Origin of the sequence: Pseudomonas sp. WAC2 (assembly GCF_030403525.1) — a bacterium.
GTDB lineage: Bacteria > Pseudomonadota > Gammaproteobacteria > Pseudomonadales > Pseudomonadaceae > Chryseomonas > Chryseomonas luteola.
In genome coordinates, this window is record NZ_JAUEPD010000001.1 from 856,949 (window position 1) to 875,461 (window position 18,513).

General features: G+C 56.4%; 22 protein-coding genes and 1 riboswitch. Of the genes, 14 read left to right on the plus strand and 8 right to left on the minus strand.

What is annotated here, in order from left to right:
- Positions 1–18 precede the first annotated feature (18 nt).
- From QWJ10_RS03885 to nrdR, 3 genes are all read right to left on the minus strand, one after another.
- Positions 19–684 (minus strand): riboflavin synthase, encoded by a 666-nt coding sequence (locus tag QWJ10_RS03885; RefSeq protein ID WP_010796875.1) that lies wholly within the window; start codon positions 682–684, stop codon positions 19–21.
- Between the two features lie 2 nt (positions 685–686).
- Positions 687–1,808 (minus strand): bifunctional diaminohydroxyphosphoribosylaminopyrimidine deaminase/5-amino-6-(5-phosphoribosylamino)uracil reductase RibD, encoded by a 1,122-nt coding sequence (gene ribD / locus QWJ10_RS03890; RefSeq protein ID WP_125887378.1) that lies wholly within the window; start codon positions 1,806–1,808, stop codon positions 687–689.
- A gap of 172 nt (positions 1,809–1,980) precedes the next feature.
- Positions 1,981–2,124: riboswitch (FMN riboswitch) on the minus strand.
- A gap of 64 nt (positions 2,125–2,188) precedes the next feature.
- Positions 2,189–2,653 (minus strand): transcriptional regulator NrdR, encoded by a 465-nt coding sequence (gene nrdR, locus QWJ10_RS03895; RefSeq protein WP_010796873.1) that lies wholly within the window; start codon positions 2,651–2,653, stop codon positions 2,189–2,191.
- 176 nt (positions 2,654–2,829) lie between these two features.
- Here nrdR and QWJ10_RS03900 point away from each other — a divergent pair, with 176 nt between their 5' ends.
- The 3 genes from QWJ10_RS03900 to trxA all read left to right on the plus strand — a co-directional run bounded on the left by QWJ10_RS03900 (position 2,830) and on the right by trxA (position 4,867).
- On the plus strand, positions 2,830–3,276 hold the full coding sequence (locus QWJ10_RS03900) for a YbaY family lipoprotein (RefSeq protein WP_010796872.1): 447 nt from the start codon (positions 2,830–2,832) through the stop codon (positions 3,274–3,276).
- Positions 3,273–3,932 carry a 50S ribosomal protein L11 methyltransferase gene (locus QWJ10_RS03905; protein WP_289924476.1) on the plus strand — a complete coding sequence of 220 codons (660 nt, stop codon included), beginning with the start codon at positions 3,273–3,275 and terminating at the stop codon, positions 3,930–3,932. Before QWJ10_RS03900 ends, QWJ10_RS03905 begins: the two co-directional genes overlap by 4 nt.
- A 62-nt stretch (positions 3,933–3,994) precedes the next feature.
- Positions 3,995–4,867, plus strand: a complete 873-nt coding sequence (gene trxA, locus QWJ10_RS03910; protein ID WP_125887350.1) for a thioredoxin — start codon at positions 3,995–3,997, stop codon at positions 4,865–4,867.
- Here the strand turns inward: trxA and QWJ10_RS03915 are convergent.
- The gene (locus QWJ10_RS03915; RefSeq protein WP_125887351.1) at positions 4,861–5,238 is read right to left on the minus strand and encodes a hypothetical protein; all 378 of its coding nucleotides are present in this window, start codon (positions 5,236–5,238) and stop codon (positions 4,861–4,863) included. The genes trxA and QWJ10_RS03915 overlap by 7 nt on opposite strands.
- Positions 5,239–5,359: 121 nt before the next feature.
- On the opposite strand from QWJ10_RS03915, the gene QWJ10_RS03920 reads away from it, so the two are divergent.
- The 5 genes from QWJ10_RS03920 to QWJ10_RS03940 all read left to right on the plus strand — a co-directional run bounded on the left by QWJ10_RS03920 (position 5,360) and on the right by QWJ10_RS03940 (position 9,276).
- Positions 5,360–5,956, plus strand: coding sequence for a DUF2796 domain-containing protein (locus QWJ10_RS03920; RefSeq protein WP_289924481.1), 597 nt, complete (start codon positions 5,360–5,362; stop codon positions 5,954–5,956).
- A gap of 64 nt (positions 5,957–6,020) precedes the next feature.
- A complete protein-coding gene (locus QWJ10_RS03925) occupies positions 6,021–6,728 on the plus strand; it encodes an ABC transporter ATP-binding protein (protein WP_289924482.1) in 708 nt (235 codons plus the stop codon).
- A gap of 1 nt (position 6,729) precedes the next feature.
- Positions 6,730–7,992: an ABC transporter permease gene (locus tag QWJ10_RS03930; RefSeq protein ID WP_289924484.1), complete on the plus strand. Its 1,263-nt coding sequence runs from the start codon at positions 6,730–6,732 to the stop codon at positions 7,990–7,992.
- Positions 7,993–8,012: 20 nt separating this feature from the next.
- On the plus strand, positions 8,013–8,501 hold the full coding sequence (locus QWJ10_RS03935; protein ID WP_289924486.1) for a DUF3299 domain-containing protein: 489 nt from the start codon (positions 8,013–8,015) through the stop codon (positions 8,499–8,501).
- 91 nt (positions 8,502–8,592) lie between these two features.
- A complete protein-coding gene (locus QWJ10_RS03940; RefSeq protein ID WP_289924488.1) occupies positions 8,593–9,276 on the plus strand; it encodes an OmpW family outer membrane protein in 684 nt (227 codons plus the stop codon).
- 47 nt (positions 9,277–9,323) lie between these two features.
- Here QWJ10_RS03940 and QWJ10_RS03945 read toward each other — a convergent pair whose 3' ends face one another.
- The 3 genes from QWJ10_RS03945 to QWJ10_RS03955 are packed head-to-tail and all read right to left on the minus strand — an operon-like array spanning position 9,324 to position 11,476.
- Positions 9,324–9,638, minus strand: coding sequence for an RnfH family protein (locus QWJ10_RS03945; RefSeq protein ID WP_125887354.1), 315 nt, complete (start codon positions 9,636–9,638; stop codon positions 9,324–9,326).
- Positions 9,631–10,065 (minus strand): type II toxin-antitoxin system RatA family toxin, encoded by a 435-nt coding sequence (locus tag QWJ10_RS03950; protein ID WP_010796862.1) that lies wholly within the window; start codon positions 10,063–10,065, stop codon positions 9,631–9,633. The genes QWJ10_RS03945 and QWJ10_RS03950 overlap by 8 nt, the downstream gene beginning before the upstream one ends.
- A 7-nt stretch (positions 10,066–10,072) precedes the next feature.
- A complete protein-coding gene (locus QWJ10_RS03955) occupies positions 10,073–11,476 on the minus strand; it encodes a sodium-dependent transporter (RefSeq protein ID WP_197872066.1) in 1,404 nt (467 codons plus the stop codon).
- A gap of 102 nt (positions 11,477–11,578) precedes the next feature.
- Between QWJ10_RS03955 and smpB the strand changes: the two genes are divergently transcribed.
- Positions 11,579–12,055 (plus strand): SsrA-binding protein SmpB, encoded by a 477-nt coding sequence (gene smpB, locus QWJ10_RS03960; protein ID WP_010796860.1) that lies wholly within the window; start codon positions 11,579–11,581, stop codon positions 12,053–12,055.
- 23 nt (positions 12,056–12,078) lie between these two features.
- Here the strand turns inward: smpB and QWJ10_RS03965 are convergent, their stop codons facing one another.
- A complete protein-coding gene (locus QWJ10_RS03965) occupies positions 12,079–12,864 on the minus strand; it encodes an FCD domain-containing protein (protein ID WP_197872065.1) in 786 nt (261 codons plus the stop codon).
- Positions 12,865–13,093: 229 nt separating this feature from the next.
- Here QWJ10_RS03965 and QWJ10_RS03970 point away from each other — a divergent pair, with 229 nt between their 5' ends.
- The 5 genes from QWJ10_RS03970 (at position 13,094) to QWJ10_RS03990 (ending at position 18,334) form a co-directional block, all read left to right on the plus strand.
- Complete coding sequence (locus QWJ10_RS03970) at positions 13,094–14,794, plus strand: lactate permease LctP family transporter (RefSeq protein ID WP_289924496.1); 1,701 nt, start codon at positions 13,094–13,096, stop codon at positions 14,792–14,794.
- Between the two features lie 114 nt (positions 14,795–14,908).
- The gene (locus QWJ10_RS03975) at positions 14,909–15,733 is read left to right on the plus strand and encodes a (Fe-S)-binding protein (RefSeq protein WP_289924500.1); all 825 of its coding nucleotides are present in this window, start codon (positions 14,909–14,911) and stop codon (positions 15,731–15,733) included.
- Positions 15,730–17,184 carry a LutB/LldF family L-lactate oxidation iron-sulfur protein gene (locus QWJ10_RS03980; RefSeq protein ID WP_289924502.1) on the plus strand — a complete coding sequence of 485 codons (1,455 nt, stop codon included), beginning with the start codon at positions 15,730–15,732 and terminating at the stop codon, positions 17,182–17,184. The genes QWJ10_RS03975 and QWJ10_RS03980 overlap by 4 nt, the downstream gene beginning before the upstream one ends.
- Entirely contained in the window at positions 17,181–17,852 is a 672-nt protein-coding gene (locus tag QWJ10_RS03985) for a lactate utilization protein (protein WP_289924504.1), read from the plus strand. The genes QWJ10_RS03980 and QWJ10_RS03985 overlap by 4 nt, the downstream gene beginning before the upstream one ends.
- Before the next feature lie 188 nt (positions 17,853–18,040).
- Entirely contained in the window at positions 18,041–18,334 is a 294-nt protein-coding gene (locus QWJ10_RS03990; protein WP_010796854.1) for a hypothetical protein, read from the plus strand.
- Positions 18,335–18,513 lie beyond the last annotated feature (179 nt).

Sequence of the window (18,513 nt, forward strand, 5' to 3'; positions counted from 1 at the left end):
GGAGGTCTTCCTTTACGCTCAGGAGTTGAGATAGCCGTGTTGGGCCAGGAATTGTTCGGTAATACCGCTGCCCTTCTGCGGTTCGGCAGCCTTGTCACCCATGAGCAGGCGCTCCAAGTAGCGGGCCAGCAGATCCACTTCCAGGTTGACCTTACGGCCGGGGCGATAGTCCGCCATAATGGTCTCGGCCAGGGTATGCGGCACGATGGTCAATTCGAATTCGGCGCCATCCACTGCGTTAACGGTGAGGCTGGTGCCATCGACGGTGATCGACCCCTTCAGGGCGATATAGCGCGCCAGCTCACGAGGAGCACGGATACGGAACTGTACGGCACGGGCATTATCCTGGCGTGAAACCACTTCACCCACGCCATCCACGTGCCCACTGACCAGGTGACCGCCCAGACGGCTGGTAGGCATCAAGGCCTTTTCCAGATTGACCCGACTGCCAATCTTCAGATCGACAAAGGCTGTACGCGCCAGCGTCTCGCGGCTGACATCCGCCCAGAAACCATCACCGGGAAGCTCTACGGCCGTCAGGCATACGCCACTGACGGCAATACTGTCACCCAGCTTTACATCGGCAAGATCCAGCTTGCCGGTCTGTACATACACGCGCATGTCGCCACCTTTAGGCGTCAGCGCGGCGATCGAGCCTATGGCTTCGATGATGCCAGTGAACATGTCTACCTCGAAACGTCAGAAATAAGGGGCGCCGGGGCGCCTGAAACAGGTTTAGCCACAATATGCCAGTCACGACCCACGGGCGTGATCTCGATGATTTCAAGCTCAGGCGCTTCGCTCATGACTTCAAGCGGCCACGTCAGCAACGGACGCGCCGTCGAGCCCAACAGCTTGGGCGCCATGAAGAAATGGAATTCGTCGACCAACCCCTGCCGCGCGAACGCACCGGCCAGCTGGGGACCAGCCTCGACCAGCACCTCGTTCATGCCACGGTCAGCCAGAAGCTGTAATAACGGCAGCAGGGCGATATGCCCCTGATCCTCGGGAAGCGTCAGCAATTCATGCCCTTGGGACTGGTACTGCGCTGCTCGCTCAGTTGAAAGGGCCGCGACCCAGGCAGGTCCTGCTTGAAAGAACGCCGCATCCAGCGGGACGCGATATCGGCTGTCCACCAGTACACGCTGGGGTTGGCGGCCCATGGCAAGCGCAGCCTGCTCCACCGTCTCGCCAAGCTCTTCAGCGCGCACGGTCAGACGGGCCTTGTCCATTATTACCGTGTCGGCGCCGGTCAATACGACGCTGGACTGCGCACGCAACCGCTGCACCTGAGTACGAGCGGCCGGGCCGGTAATCCACTGGCTTTCACCGGTGGCCATCGCTGTTCGACCATCCAGGCTCATGGCCAGCTTGACTCGTACGAACGGAAGCCCCGTGATCATACGCTTGATAAAGCCCTTGTTAAGCGCTTTGGCTTCCTCCTCAAGCACGCCACAGGCCACCCGGATACCTGCCTCTGCAAGCCGTGTGAGGCCACGGCCGGCTACTTGTGGATTTGGGTCCTGCATGGCGGCCACTACACGTCCGACGCGGGCATTAACCAGAGCGTCTGCACAAGGTGGCGTTCGGCCGAAGTGGCTACACGGCTCCAGCGTGACATAGGCGGTCGCGCCCTGTGCACGCGCTCCTGCCTGTCGCAGCGCATGGACTTCAGCATGGGGTTCGCCGGCACGCACATGCCAGCCCTCACCAATGACCTGGCCATCCTTGACGATGACACAGCCCACGCGGGGATTGGGATGAGTGGAGTACAGCCCCTGACGCGCCAACTCGAGCGCACGGGTCATGTATAACTGATCGGCCAGTTCCGAAGCGTTGGGATTGCCTCCGCGGCCGGCAGCGCCAGCATGATCAGAGGAATCGACAGTAGACATGAAACGTCCTCGCTAAACATGAGTGAACGTTTCAGGGCAAATAGGCAAAAGCTGCACGCGTACGCTTTCCGGCACGCGCAGACAGACGCATCTTCTTTCATCCGGACTATGACCGTCGGCCCTGGAATCACACCAGATCTGCTGACCTCCGACGTATCGGAGCGCTCGCGGGCTTGCCACCACGTGGTTTACCGCCGGTGGGGAATCTCGCCCCGCCCTGAAGACCGGAACGACTATAGCGAAGTAGAGCCTCTGCCAGCAATGGGCTAGCGACAAATGACCCACTGCAGCGGTCAGGCTTTACTCGGATCACGGGCCAGCCGATCAATTTCCTCACGAAACTCGGACAGGTCCTGAAACTGACGATAAACGGACGCGAAGCGGATAAAGGCAACCTCATCAAGCTTGCGTAGCTCTTCCATCACCAACTCACCCACGACACGGGACTTGATCTCGCGTTCGCCCGTCGCGCGCAGCTTGTGCTTGATATAGGCAATCGCCTCTTCCAGACGCTCGATACTGACCGGGCGCTTTTCCAGCGCACGCTGCATACCGGCCCTGAGTTTTTCTTCGTCGAAAGGCTGGCGAGTACCGTCCTGCTTGATCAGGCGCGGCATGACCAGCTCAGCGGTCTCGAACGTTGTAAAACGTTCCTGGCAGTTCAGGCACTCACGACGGCGGCGCACCTGCTCGCCTGCTGCAACCAGGCGTGAGTCGATGACCTTGGTGTCGTGGGCACCGCAAAAAGGACAGTGCATGTCAGAAGCAGCCGAAATAAACGGAGGGCCATGGTAGCGCATCCTGCCTGAGAAGGAACCTTGCAAGGCCTCAAGAATCGACAGAACACGTCTGGCGGCTCCGTGACACAATCCTCTTCCCGCCGGTCGTGGGTTGTATAAGAATGCGCCGCCGAATCTGCCTTGGAGCCGTTACCATGTCGTTGCGCCCGCTGTTGCCCGTGTTGTTGATCAGCCTGCTTGCAGCCTGCTCTGAAAAGCCTGTTGCACCGGCAGAACCTGCCAAAGAACCCGAGCCGGTGGCCGGTGCGCCACGCCCTGGAAATCTGCGGGAGGTTTCTGGAACATTACGGACACCAGACGGCGCCATCGCACCAGGCGCACAAGTTGAAGTGGCCATGCTGGTGATCGACAGTCAGGACCGTCCTCAGCGGCTGCTCGCCAGCGAGACATTGACTGGCAATGGCAAGGCCCTGGCGTTCCGCCTGCCCTTTAATCCAGAGGTATTTCCCCAGAACGCCAAGGTCGAACTGCACGCTCGCGTCAGCCAATCCGGTCAGCTGGTCTGCTACCTGTCTCCCGTCAAGATCAGTCAGCCTAATACCCAGGTTCTAGGAGAATTAGTGCTGGATCAGACCCCGTGACCCCACCCGCCACTCTGCAAGCTGCGCTACGGGATCTGCTGGGTGATGCCGAACTAAGTGTTCAATCCCTGCCGGGATGCGACATCGCGCTCTGGTTGATCGATCCCGCCAACATGGAGCGGGCCTTTTCACCCGAAGAAACACAACGACTGCTGGCGTCCCCACCCTACTGGAGTTTTTGCTGGGCCAGCGGTCTGGTGCTGGCCCGTTGGCTGGCCGAGCAGCCGGAGTGGGTACAAGGCAGGCGCGTGCTCGATTTTGGCAGCGGGTCAGGGGTTGCCGCGATTGCTGCTGCCAAGGCGGGGGCCGCTGAAGTAGTGGCCTGTGACTGCGATCCGCTGGCCTTGGCCGCCAGCCGAGCGAATGCGGACCTGAATCAGGTGACGCTGGAATACTCCGACGACTTCTTTGCTGAGGCCGACCGTTTCGATTTGATCATTGTGGCCGATGTGCTGTACGACCGTGCGAACCTGCCCTTGCTGGACGATTTTCTGAGTCGCGGACAAAGCGTGCTGATAGCGGATTCCCGAGTCAAGAATTTTGACCACCCTAGGTATACAGCGCTAGCAAGCCGGGAGGCCTGCACCTGGCCGGACCTTGCCGAGCCGGCTGAATTCAGATGGGTTAATCTCTACCACGCACAACGTACTTGCTGAAGGTTGTTTTCGGCAGGCGCGTCTCCACATATAGTTCATCTTTTCGTTACCCGAGTCTGTCTATGAGCCAGGACACGTCCTACATTTTTGATGCGACGCTTGAGAACTTCGAACAGAAGGTCATGGAGCAGTCGTTCAACACGCCCGTACTGGTCGATTTCTGGGCCGAGTGGTGTGCGCCCTGCAAGGTACTGATGCCTATGCTGGCCAGCATCACCGAGTCCTTTGGCGGTGCACTGCATCTGGCCAAGGTCAACTGCGATATCGAGCAGGAACTGGTAATGCGTTTCGGCATTCGCAGCCTGCCGACGGTCGTCCTGTTCAAGGACGGTCAACCGGTTGACGGCTTTGCGGGTGCACAGCCTGAGTCTGCCGTTCGCGCCATGCTGGAGCCGCATGTGCAGGCGCCTGCACCCGAGGCCGAGAACCCGCTGGACGCCGCACAGTTGCTGTTTGATGAAGGTCGTGCTGGCGAAGCGGAGGCCGTACTCAAGCAGCTCTTAGGTGAAGACAATACCAATGCGCCCGCGCTGATTCTCTATGCGCGCTGCCTTGCCGAGCGCGGCGAACTGGATGAAGCTGAAACGGTACTGGGTGCAGTCACTGGTGACGATCACAAGCAGGCGCTGGCAGGTGCAAAGGCACAGCTGACGTTCCTGCGCCAAGCTGCCAGCCTGCCTGATGCAGCCGATCTAAAGGCGCGTCTGGCTCAGGATCCAGCTGATGACGAAGCCACCTATCAGCTTGCCGTCCAGCAACTGGCGCGCCAGCAATATGAAGCGGCCCTGGATGCCCTGCTCAAGCTATTCATGCGCAACCGCACCTATGGTGAGGACCTTCCTCGCAAGACCATGGTGCAGGTGTTCGATCTACTCGGCAACGAACACCCACTGGTTGCAACCTACCGCCGTCGTCTCTATCAGGCGCTTTACTGATGCCCGTCGGGCGCTGGCTCCTGGCCGGTGCCCGCCCACACAAACACTTGTGCCTCGTCTGTTTTCTCGATCCGGATATTCGGGTTATGCCGCAGCCGTACAATCAGCTGCTTGGCTGACCCCACGTTACCTGCCAGCTTTTCCAGCGCACTCAGCAGATGAGGCCCCTCGATACGCCGCTCCTGCTCGACCAACGCAAGCACCGACTCCCATAGGGGATCGCTACGGGTCTTTGGCACCGGAACAGGTGTATTGGACGGCACGGGCTGAGCATGGTTAAGCCCCTCGGCAAGACGAGTCCAGTCTTCTGCTTCCAATTCGACCGTCAGATCCACCGGCCACTCGCCTATTTTCCCCTGGATACGGATCATCGTTATCGCCTTTTTTGAACCATGTCTTATGATGCCACGTGCCATCGAGTGAGAGCATTTCTATTGCGGTCATCTTTTGTTACGACATAACATACAGTCAAATCCATCAATGGAGCTGACCATGCGTTCGTTGCTGCTTGCCCTGCCGTTTGCCGTATTGCCTCTTACTGCTGCCTTTGCTCACGATGAACATGACCACTCACATGGAAGCCTGGGCGCCCATGAGCATGGTGTCGCACAACTCAACGTCGCGCTGGATGACAACTCGCTGGAACTGGAACTACACAGCCCTGCCATGAATCTGGTGGGCTTCGAACATAAGGCCCAGTCCGCTCAGGACAAGAAGGCCGTCGAAATGGCCAAGCAGCAGTTGGCTAACCCGATTGCCTTGTTTGGCATCCCAGCCGCTGCAGGGTGCAAAGTAAGCAAGACTGATCTGGACAGTCCCCTGTTTGGCTCTGAAGAGCACCATGACCATGACCATGACCATGACCATGATCATGATAGCCATGCCAAGGGCGAACACGAGCACGCTCATAGCGACATCGACGCGGACTACACCCTCGCCTGTGACAATCCAAAAGCGCTGACTGCGCTGGACCTGGCGGGCCTGTTCAAGCAATTCCCGGCCACACACAAGGTCAATGTTCAGGCCATTACCGCTCAAGGCCAGAAAGGTGAGGAACTGACGCCTGCCCAAACTCGCCTCGCGCTATAACCGTTCCCCTTAAAACGGGTAGCCTCCCTACTTTGCTGCCCGTTCTTTTTATGCCAAGGCCACCATGAGCGCATTAATCGAACTCAACGACCTGGGCTTCGCCTGGCCCGGTCAGCCCGAGCTGCTGGATATCCCTTATTTTCAGTTGCAGCGCGGCGAAACCGTCTTTCTCAAAGGCCCCTCAGGTAGTGGCAAGACCACCCTGCTGGGCCTGCTCGGCGGTGTAAATAAGCCAAACCGTGGACACGTCAGGTTATTAGGAGAAGACCTCTCCAGCCTGTCTTCGGCGCGCCGCGATCACTTCCGCGTCGACCATACCGGCTATATCTTTCAGCAGTTCAACCTGCTGCCCTTTCTATCCGTTCAGGAGAATGTCGAACTCCCCTGCCATTTTTCGGCCCTGCGCTCGCAGCGCGCCAAAGAGCGCCATGGCAGCCAAGCAGAAGCGGCGCGTGCCCTGCTTTCCGCTCTGGGGCTGGGTGAGCGTACCTTGGGACAGCGTCGCGCAGGAGCTCTTTCGATTGGGCAACAGCAACGTGTAGCGGCAGCGCGCGCACTGATCGGTCAACCCGAACTGGTTATTGCAGACGAACCCACTTCAGCGCTTGATGCCGATACTCGAGAGGCCTTTTTGAACCTGTTATTCGCCGAATGCCGCGCCGCCGGCTCAAGCCTGCTCTTTGTCAGCCATGACCAGGGATTGGCTCCGCTTTTTGACCGAAGCCTGTCCCTGCTTGAACTCAACCGCGCGGCGCGACCGGCAGAGGTGTGAGATGTACTTGTTTCGCCTGGCACTTGCCAGCCTTTCCAATCGTCGCTTTACTGCCCTCCTGACCGTATTCGCCATCGCGCTATCAGCCTGCCTTTTGCTGGCAGTCGAACGTGTTCGCACCGAGGCCAAGGCCAGCTTCGCCAGTACCATTTCCGGAACTGACCTGGTGGTTGGCGCACGCTCCGGAGCGGTCAACCTGCTCCTGTATTCGGTGTTTCGCATTGGCAACGCTACCAACAACATTCGCTGGGACAGCTATACCCAGCTGGCCGAAAATCCCAAGGTCAAATGGGCCATTCCGCTTTCACTGGGCGACTCCCACCGCGGCTATCGGGTGCTGGGTACCAGCCAGGCCTATTTCGAGCATTACCACTATGGTCGCAACCAGGCGCTCACACTCAGCGAAGGCAAGCCATTTCAAGATATCTACGATGTAGTGCTTGGTGCCGAAGTCGCTCAAGCCCTGCATTACAAACTGGGCGACCATATTGTTCTGGCTCATGGAGTCAGCACAATCAGCCTGGTCGAGCATGGGGACAAACCGTTCACAGTAGTGGGTATCCTCGCGCGGACGGGCACGCCCGTGGATAGAACACTGCATATCTCCCTTGAGGGCATGGAAGCTCTTCATGTGGACTGGCAGAACGGTGCACCGGCGCGTGGCGCAGGCAAGATCAGAGCAGACCAGGCCCGCCAGATGGACCTGACACCCAAGGCCATCACCGCCGTGCTGCTCGGCCTCAATAGTAAAGTCGCCACTTTTGGTCTCCAGCGTGCCATCAATGAATACCAGGGAGAGCCGCTGATGGCCATCTTGCCGGGTGTTGCGCTCCAGGAACTCTGGAGCCTGATGGGCACCGCCGAGCAGGCGCTGTTCATCGTCTCCCTGTTTGTGGTTCTAACCGGCCTGATCGGCATGCTGACGGCTATTCTGACCAGCCTTAATGAGCGGCGGCGAGAGATGGCCATCCTGCGTTCGGTGGGCGCCCGCCCGTGGCATATCTTCAGTCTGCTGGTAGCCGAAGCCTTCGCGCTGGCACTGGCAGGTGTCGTGGCCGGGCTTGCCCTTCTCTATGTGGCGATTGCTATCGCGCAGGCACCCGTACAGGCTTATTATGGCCTGTATCTGCCTCTGGAATGGCCTTCACGTTACGAGTGGACGTTACTGGGCGGTATCCTGATCGCTGCGCTGTTGATGGGCTGTGTTCCTGCCTGGCGCGCTTACCGTCAATCCCTGGCCGACGGCCTGTCCGTTCGCTTATAGCCTCAAAGACCGGAGCGTCCATGTATCGCGTGCTGCTGGTGCTTGCCCTGCTGTTCACCTCTTCCGTCTGGGCAGCGCCTCGCGCGCTTTCCTGGGGGGAGCTGATCCCAGAGGGCGCACCGTCGCCTCTGCCACCTGTACCCTTGCATCAGGGCTCACTGGATGAAAGTGGGCCTGCCGCCTTGCAGCAATCACCCAATGCTCCCGTGGTAAAAGCGCTGGAAGGTCAGGAGGTCAAGCTCCCAGGCTATATCGTGCCAATCATGGTGACTGAGGAAGGGGAAGTCACCGAGTTCCTGCTAGTACCCTATTACGGTGCCTGCATTCATGTACCTCCGCCTCCGTCCAACCAGATCGTCTATGTCAAAGGCGCCAAGGGCGTTGAACTGGCCCAGCTACATCTTCCGTACTGGGTAGAAGGTACGTTGCATGTTGATTCAGCCAGTACGGACATGGCTGAAGTCGGTTATCAGATGCAAGCCACTCAGGTAACTCATTATTCGCTGTAATCAGCGTTTCGTTGAGCCAAGTCAACATATGATGCATCTCTCATCCTTAACATGTCGTTAGCCAACTAAACAACATGCTTTGGAGTGCATCATGCGCAAGCTGCCCCTAACCGCCGCCCTGCTGGCCCTCACCGCTGTTTCTCCGCTCGCCCTTGCCCACCAGGCCGGTGACATCATCATCCGTGCTGGCGCAGCGACTGTGGATCCACATGAAGACAGCGGCAATATCTCGGCCGCAGCAGCGGGCGGCAAGGTTGCAGGGACCAAGGCCACTGTTGACTCCGATACCCAGCTTGGCCTGGCAGCGGCCTACATGGTCACTGACCACGTTGGCATCGAGCTGCTGGCCGCAACGCCATTCAATCATCGGATCGGTGTAAAAGGCCTGGGCGCTCTGGATGGCAAGCTGGCAGATGTCAAACAGCTGCCGCCCACCCTTTCGCTTCAGTACTATCCGCTAAACCCTCAGTCCCGTATTCAGCCGTACGTAGGCGCCGGTATCAATTACACTCTTTTCTTTGACGAGGATCTGACCAGCAGCCGCAAATCGGCAGCCGGTGGCGGCTTCAGCAATCTGAGCCTGGACGATTCCTGGGGTTATGCGTTTCAGGCAGGCGTGGATTATCAGCTAACGGATCATCTGCTGTTCAACGCCGCCGTCTGGTACGCCGATATCGACACCAAGGCGACCGCCGACTCGGCGCTGGGTCGCGTAAAGGTTGATGTCGATATCGATCCCTGGGTCTACATGGTAGGTCTGGGCTACAAGTTTTAATCAGTACCCGGCAAAAAGGCCTTCATATGAAGGCCTTTTATTCTCGGCTAATCCGCCCCGCCTTCCTTCCTGGCCTTTGCCAACTCGGCGCGCCGCTTGCGGGCTTCCTTGGGGTCTGCAATCAACGGTCGATAAAGCTCAACCCGATCACCTGCCTCCAGTACGCGCGCATCTGCATCAGAAATGACCTTTCCAAAGAGCCCGACAGCCAAGGTATCGATCGGCACCTTTGGAAAGCGCTCAGCCATTCCGGACAGCTCCAAGGCTTCACGTACGGTGGTACCTACCGGAACTTCTAGCGTGATCAGGGCCTGCTCGTCTGGCAAGGCCAGCGCGACCTCGACATTTATCCGCTCAGCCATACAGCTGCTTGGCCCTTTGGCAGAAGGCATCAACCATGGTGTTTGCAGCCTGATTGAACAGCGGGCCCAAGGTAGCCCGAATCAAAGCGCCCTGATACTCGAACGACAGGTCCAGCGAGATCTTGCAGGCTTTCTCACCCAGTGCCTTGAACTGCCAGACCCCATGCAGCTGACTAAAAGGCCCCTTTTCCAGATCCATGACGATGCATTGATCCGGCGTCAACGTATTGCGTGTCGTGAACTGCTGGCTAAGCCCACCTTTGGCGACCGTCAATCCTGCACGCATTTCGTTTTCGCCCTGCTCCAGTATCTGGGCAGACGAACACCAAGGCAGAAATTCCGGGTAACGCTCCACGTCATTCACCAGCGCATAGAGCGCCGAGGCGGGGTAAGGCAATAAAGCCGAGCGTTGTATATGCGTAGTCATTGGTACCTCAATTCCAAAGCTGTGCGGCAAACACAATGAGAATGCCTAGAGGGGCAACGTAGCGCATCAGGAAAAGCGCCAGAGCGAATAAGGCCGGGCTGCGCACCGACAACTCATCCCTCACCTGCTCACGCCCCATTACCCACGCTGCGAACACTACAAAGAACAGACCGCCGAGCGGCAACATGATTCGCGACGTCAGAAAGTCGATGACGCCAAAGAAATTCAACCCGCCTTCAGCGCCCCATTGATACAAGTGGAAGTGCCCCGCCTCGCTTACGAAGAACTTGGCCTGCTCCCACAGGTTGAACGATAACACTGTGCCTAGCCCGACCAGCCAGCAGATGAAAGCCAGAATGACAGTCACCCAGACGCGGCTCAGTCGGGTGCGCTCGATCAGGTAGGCCACCATCGGCTCAAGCAGAGAGATTGCCGAGGTCCAGGCGGCAATCGCCACCAGCACAAAGAACACCAGACCCACGATCTGCCCCATAGTCACACTGCCGAATGCCAACGGCAGTGTCACGAACATCAATCCCGGTCCCTCACCAGGATTCAGGCCTGCCGCAAAGACGATTGGAAAAAGCGCCACACCCGCCAGGAGCGAGACGAATGTATCCAGCAGGGCAACCGCGACGACGGTTTTGCCCAAGGAAGAGGACTTCGGCATGTACGCACCGTAGATCATCAACGAACCTACGCCTACGCTCAGCGAAAAGAACGCATGCCCCATCGCAGGAAGCAGGCCATCCATAAGCCGCGAGGTATCGAAGTGGAACATGAAGTGCAGCCCTTCCATGAAATGTCCCGTTGTCATGCTATAGCCCAGCAGAAGCAGCAACAGCACAAACAACAGCGGCATTAGGATACGCAAGGCTTTTTCCAGGCCATTCACCACCCCCTTGGCAATAACCCAGGCGGACAACACCATGAACAGGGTGTGCCACAAGGTCATTCGCCAGGGATCGGAGGTCAACGCACCAAACAGTGCACCGGCTTTAGGTCCATCGACACCTTGAAAATCGCCACGGCCGACACCAAGAATATAGTCAAGCGACCAGCCGCCAACGACGCTGTAAAACGATAGGATGAGCAAGGCATTGACCATGCCGGCCAGCGCTGCCCAAGACCATCTTGGTGATCGGGCAGCGGCTACTGCCAGATCACGCATGGCATTGGCCGGACTTTGCCGGGCACGCCGTCCAATCAGCGTTTCCGCCAACATGACAGGCAAGCCAATCAAGGCGATGCAGACAAGGAACATAATGACAAATGCACCGCCACCATAAATCCCTGTCATATAAGGGAACTTCCAGATGCTCCCCAGGCCTACAGCGGAGCCGGTCGCGGCTAATATAAACACCCAGCGGCTAGCCCACCCGCCATGCACGGAAACCTGATCATTTGCCATTGAAGTTATCGGTACTCAAAAAAGTTGGCTATTGTCCGACTTTCACCGCTCCCTCTCAAGCACATGGCGGTTGCCCCACTGACTCCCCTATAATGCGCGTCTATGGCCAAACAAAAGAAAATCTCTTCCGGAACCATCGTGCAGAACAAGAAAGCGCTGCACGACTACTTCATCGAAACCCGCTTCGAGGCAGGCATTGCCCTGTCCGGCTGGGAAGTCAAAAGCCTGCGCGCAGGCAAGGCACAACTGACAGACAGCTATGTTCTGCTCAAGGATGGCGAGGCCTGGCTGCTTGGTAGCCACATCACCCCCCTGCAGACAGCCAGCACCCACGTCATTGCCGATCCTCAGCGCACTCGCAAGCTGCTTCTACACAAACGAGAGCTAGGCAAGCTGTTTGGTGCAGTGCAACAGAAAGGCTTCGCCTGCGTTGCGTTGTCCATTTACTGGAAAAAGCACCTGATCAAATGCGAAATTGCCCTGGCGAAAGGTAAAAAAGAATTCGACAAGCGTGCGACAGAGAAAGAGCGCGACTCGAATCGAGAGATCCAACGTGCGATGCACAAGGATCAGAAATAATAAAAGGCGCTCCAAGCGCCTTTTTATACCTTCGAAAAGTCTTCCGTCGTCTGCCGGCGCTGTGAGCGTGCAATACGCTGTGCTTCTTCCTGTGCTTCTTCCAGCACTTCCTGCACATAATGAATGTGTCGGCTGGCAATTTCTCGTGCATCGTCAGCACGCCGCTCGATGATGGCCTGATACAGCTCCCGGTGCTGCTGCATCAACATATCCCGTGTCTCGCTACGCTGTGCGTACATACCGCCGATATTGGTCACTACATTGCGCTTGAGCAAATCGAACAGACCGCGAATGGTATGCAGCAGGATAGCGTTGTGGCTGGCTTCGGCAATAGCCAGGTGAAAGCTGGCGTCTGCTGAGCCCTCTTCCGAGCGGGAGATCGTTTCAGGTTGCGCATAGCAGTCCTGCAAAGCCTTGAAGGCCTGCGTCAAACGCTGATGATCGAGTTCGGTCGCACGCAAGGCGGCGTAATAAGCGCAAGAGCCCTCAAGCATGTGACGAAACTCGAGCAGGTCCTGCCGTGTTTCTTCACGACTTTCGAGTAACTGAAGCAAGGGATCGCTAAACGTGGAGCCGAACGAGGCAGCAACGTAAGTACCTCCGCCCTGGCGACTGATCAATACTCCCCGAGCAACTAGCTTCTGAATCGCCTCGCGTAGCGAGGGCCGTGACACACCAAAGCGCTCCGCCAGCACCCGCTCGGCCGGCAACCGCTCACCGGCCTTCAGTGAACCCTCAACAAGCAGCGCTTCAATATGTTCGACGATGTCATCCGACAAACGACGTTGGCGTACCTGATCGAACCCCATCTCCATCCTCTGATGTGCCTGCCAGAGCGGCGACGTTGATTTTGAGCCAAACAGCCTTCGCGCATCCAGACTAAAGTCTTAAAAAGCAAGGTTTGACAGACTTGCCAGGCAACTTTTAACCTCAACTGTCAGCCATTGTAAATTGGTATGACCAATTTAGACATTAAGAAACCGATAAGCCTATCGGAAAGCACCGCCCCCTACACAACAACAATCAAGGGAGCTCTACATGGAAACCTGGCAACAGCTGTATACACCGCTTGGCAGTCTGGGCTTGTCCGCGACGGCGGCACTTGTCCCTATCGTGTTTTTCTTTCTTGCATTGGCTGTCTTTCGCATGAAGGGCCATCTCGCCGGAACCATTACCCTGGCGCTATCCCTTGGTATTGCCATTCTGGTCTACCGGATGCCGGTAGAAAAAGCGCTGGCAGCGGCCGGGTATGGATTCCTTTATGGCCTATGGCCAATCGCCTGGATCATCGTCGCAGCGGTTTTTCTCTACAAACTGACCGTCAAAAGCGGTCAGTTCGATGTCATCCGCAGCTCAGTCCTTTCCATTACGGATGACCAACGTCTGCAGGTGCTGCTTATCGGGTTCTGCTTTGGCGCCTTTCTTGAAGGCGCCGCAGGCTTTGGCGCACCCGTCGCCATTACCGCAGCCCTGTTGGTGGGTCTGGGACATAATCCGCTCAAGGCGGCAGGTCTATGCCTGATTGCCAATACCGCCCCGGTTGCATTCGGCGCTCTAGGTATTCCAACAATCGTAGCGGGCCAGGTAACCGGCATTGATGCTTTCAAACTGGGCGCCATGACCGGTCGCCAGCTTCCACTGCTGTCTCTACTGGTCCCCTTCTGGCTCATGGCCATGATGGATGGCATGCGTGGTCTGCGTGAAACCTGGCAGGCAGCCCTCGTATGCGGTAGCAGCTTTGCCGTTTCCCAGTACTTTACCTCGAACTACATTGGCCCTGAGCTACCCGACATCACCTCGGCCCTGTTCAGCATGGCTTCGCTGACCGCCTACCTGAAGCTGCGTCAAAGCCGTCACGCCGTCGCCCAAGAGGTGGTCGGGGTCAGTGCAGGCGGGGCAGCAACCCTGGGCGGCGGCCCCGGCTTTGGCCGAGCACCAGGCAACCGCACACCTTCGCCCTATACACTGGGACAGATCATCAAAGCCTGGTCGCCCTTCCTGATCCTGACCGCGCTGGTTACCGTCTGGACACTCAAACCCTTCAAAGCAATGTTTGTCGCAGGTGGCTCACTCTACAGTCTGGTCATTAATATTTCGGTGCCGTTCCTGGACAAGCTTGTTCTCAAGACTGCACCGATTGCGACAGACCCTACTCCAATAGCTGCGGTCTTCAAATTCGATCCTGTTTCTGCCACAGGTACAGCGATCCTGATTTCGGCTCTTATCTCCATGGCAATCCTCAAGATCAAGCCTGGCGTAGCACTGTTCACATTCAAAGAAACGCTGGTGGAATTGCGATGGCCAATCCTTTCGATTGGCATGGTGCTGGCCTTTGCGTTCGTAACCAACTATTCCGGCATGTCGACAACACTCGCTTTGGTACTGGCGGGAACAGGAGCGCTCTTCCCATTCTTTTCACCATTTCTCGGTTGGCTGGGGGTTTTTCTAACAGGATCGGATACCTCTTCAAACGCTCTCTTCGGCTCCCTACAGGCCACCACTGCGCATCAAATTGGAGTATCGGACACCCTACTGGTTGCGGCTAACAGCAGCGGTGGCGTAACAGGCAAAATGATCTCACCACAGTCGATTGCCGTTGCCTGTGCTGCTACCGGCATGGTTGGGAAAGAATCTGACCTGTTCCGTTTCACCCTGAAACACAGCCTGATCTTCGCCACTATTGTAGGCCTTATCACGCTGGTCCAAGCCTATGTACTCACCGGCATGATCCTTCACTAACAGATAAAGGCCAATTAAGAAATTGCCGTCAAGACACCGGTGCCGGGCTCGTCCCGGCACTGCCATAACCCCATCCCACAGGATGGATAACCGGGCAAACCCGGAGACGCCTGAATGAGTGAGCTTTTTTATAACGCAGCGCCCAATGCCACCCGCATCGCGCCACCCATTCCAAAGCAGCGGGAATACCCCGCGCAGAAGCCGCAACACGTTTATTTATTCGGTACCTGTGTTGTCGATCTGTTTTATCCAGAAGCAGGCATGGACAGTATCCGTCTGTTGGAGCGTGAAGGTATTACGGTCCATTTTCCCCAAGGTCAAAGTTGCTGCGGGCAGCCTGCCTATACTTCCGGTTATACCGATGAAGCACGCGAAGTCGCACGAGCACAGCTGGGCCTGTTCCGTCAGGACTGGCCGCTGGTTGTTGTTTCGGGATCATGCGCAGGCATGATTCGTCATCACTATTCGGAACTGTTCAAACATGAGCCTGCTACGCTTCGTCAAATCGAAGCACTGGCCGACCGAACCTATGAATTGGCCGAATTCCTGCTCAACGTTTGTAAAATTGACCTCAAGGATCGCGGGGCGCCTACCAAGGTTGCACTTCATACCTCCTGCAGCGCACGCCGCGAGATGAATACACACATCCATGGCAGAGCCTTACTCGCTCAGCTAGAGGCGGTCCAACGGGTGGATCATGACCATGAAAGCGAATGCTGCGGTTTTGGCGGCACTTTCTCGGTCCGTATGCCAGATATCTCTGGTGCCATGGTGGCAGACAAGACACGTGCTCTTCAGGAATCGGGTGCTGCTCAAATCGTGACCGCTGACTGCGGGTGCCTGATGAACATCAATGGTGCCTTGGAAAAGCAGAACGCTACATTGCGTGGGCAGCATCTTGCCAGTTTCATCTGGCAGCGAACCGGAGATAGCGTATGAACCAGATGACCCGAATTCCCGCGCTGGAGATTCCCACCCCCCCCTTCAAGACGCGAGCGCGCCAAGCGCTGAACGATGAGCAGCTACGCCGTAATTTCCGTGTTGCCATGGATTCACTGATGACCAAACGCCTGGCCATCATGAGTGATCCTGATGAGCGTGAGCGGCTACGAGAAATGGGCAATCGCATTCGTGCACGGGCGCTTTCTAAGTTGCCTGACCTCCTTGAAAAGCTGGAAGCCAACCTGGCACGCAACGGTATTCAGGTTCATTGGGCAGAAACGACAGACGAAGCCAACGCTATCGTTCAGTCCATCGCCGAGGCACACAAGGCCACACGCCTGATCAAGGGAAAGTCCATGGTCAGTGAAGAGATGAACATGAACCATGTGCTGGAAAAGCAAGGCATAGAATGCCTTGAGTCAGACATGGGTGAGTACATCATTCAGCTGGCCGGGCAGAAACCTTCGCATATCATCATGCCTGCGATTCACATGAATGCTGCCCAGGTGGCCTCACTATTCAGTAACACCCTTGGCACCGAATACACCACAGATATCGATGAACTGATTCAAACGGGCCGGCGCGTATTACGACAAAAATTTTTCGAAGCAGATATCGGCATATCAGGCGTTAACTTCGCAGTAGCTGAAACAGGCACTCTGCTGCTTGTTGAAAACGAAGGGAACGGCCGCATGTCCACAAGCGTTCCTAACGTACATATCGCTGTCACTGGAATAGAAAAAGTTGTGGAAAACCTGCGTGACGTCGTGCCGTTGCTATCGCTTTTGACACGCTCAGCATTAGGCCAGCCGATAACTACCTATGTGAATATGATCTCAAGCCCACGCAAGTCCAATGAGCGAGATGGCCCGAAGGAGGTACATCTTGTTCTTCTAGACAATGGGCGTAGCCAGGCTTTTGCCGATGGAGAGTTGCGACAGACACTTAACTGCATTCGCTGTGGCGCCTGCATGAATCACTGCCCGGTTTATACCCGTATCGGCGGACACGCCTACGGCACGGTATATCCTGGCCCTATCGGAAAGATCATATCGCCACACTTGCTAGGGTTAGAAAACACACCGGACCATCCCAGTGCTTCATCGCTGTGTGGCGCCTGCGGAGAAGTTTGCCCTGTAAAAATCCCCATTCCTGCGCTATTACGCCGGCTACGAGAAGAAAATGTTAAACCGCCAGAAGCCACCCCTTATCTCATGCGCGGCCAAGGCAGCAAGTTCTCTCCGCGTGAAAGACTGACCTGGAAAGGCTGGAAGACACTCTACACATCCCCAACGCTCTATAAATCTTTTGCCTACCTCGCAACACGCTTTCGAAATCTTACTCCCGGAAATGTTGGGCCATGGAGTGAGCACCATGTTGCGCCCAAGCCTGCCTCGAGATCACTTCACGAGTTGGCTCGTGATCACCTAGGGGAGGACAAAGCATGAGTGCCCGCAGCAATATTTTAGGCAAACTTCGGAAAAGTTTGGCTGGCACAACGCCTGTAAAAGATGACTATGACGTATCACTAGTAACCCAACCCTGGAGCTATGCGCCTGAGGAGCGCATCAGTCGACTACGAGCACTTATGGAGGCGGTTCATACAGAGATACACCTCACCACAAAAGAACGTTGGCCCGCACTGGTCGAACAACTTCTTCACGACAAACAAATTCCTAGCCTGCTTATAGCCCCTCAGACACCCCATGGCGACCAGCTTACGGCCTATTGGAAAGATAAAGCGGGACTTCCTTTTCTCAAGGCCTATGACCGCCCAATTGAGGAATGGAAAGCGGAACTCTTCAACGAGACCCCAGCCAGCTTAACGGGGACGCTCGGAGCCATAGCAGCAACAGGTAGCCTAGTGCTCTGGCCAACCCGTGAAGAACCTCGACTAATGAGTCTGGTTCCACCCGTTCACATTGCTCTCCTGCAGGCCAGCAAGATCGAAGACAACCTTTATACGTTTCACGACAAATACCAGTGGCCGGAAAGTATGCCTACCAATGCATTGCTCATCTCCGGACCATCCAAAACCGCTGACATAGAACAAGTACTAGCGTACGGCGCACATGGTCCCAAGGATTTGGTCGTCCTAATAATTGAAGATGCTTAACTTACATAGCGGTTTGGAGCGCGCTTCTGTAAAGGTATTTGAAGTATTTCTTTAAAAGATAAATGAAACGTAAGCGGCCGATAGCAGTCCACTCGTATGAGGCTGGTTAGTCCTTTAATGGAGCCAGCAAGGTCCTTCTGACTTAGCCTGGAAATTCGCTTACGTCATTCATGTTCAAGGAGATGTCTATGAAACGCACCGCTTTAGTAGCTGCCGTAGCTGCCCTAATGGCTTCACCTGTTTTTGCTGAAGATCTTTGCGCTATTCAGCTGCAAAAAATTGATGACGCCATGAAAACCACACCATCAATGGCAACCGCTACCGCAACAGACTCCAATGTCCAGGTGCAACGTATCAAAGAGCTTCATGAAGAGGCGGTAAAGCATCAACAAGCAGGTGATACCAAGAAGTGCATCGCCTCGGCCAACCAGGCATTATCCCTGATCCGCAAACCAGGCGGAGAGACAGGTGGCAGCAAATAAGCAGCTCTTATAAGCCACGCAGGAAAGCCCATCGCCTTTATTTCCTGCCGCAAAAGCAAAACCCCCGGGCGGTTAGGCCTGGGGGTTTTGGGTATAGGTGCTTGACGATGACCTACTCTCACATGGGGAAACCCCACACTACCATCGGCGATGCATCGTTTCACTTCTGAGTTCGGAAA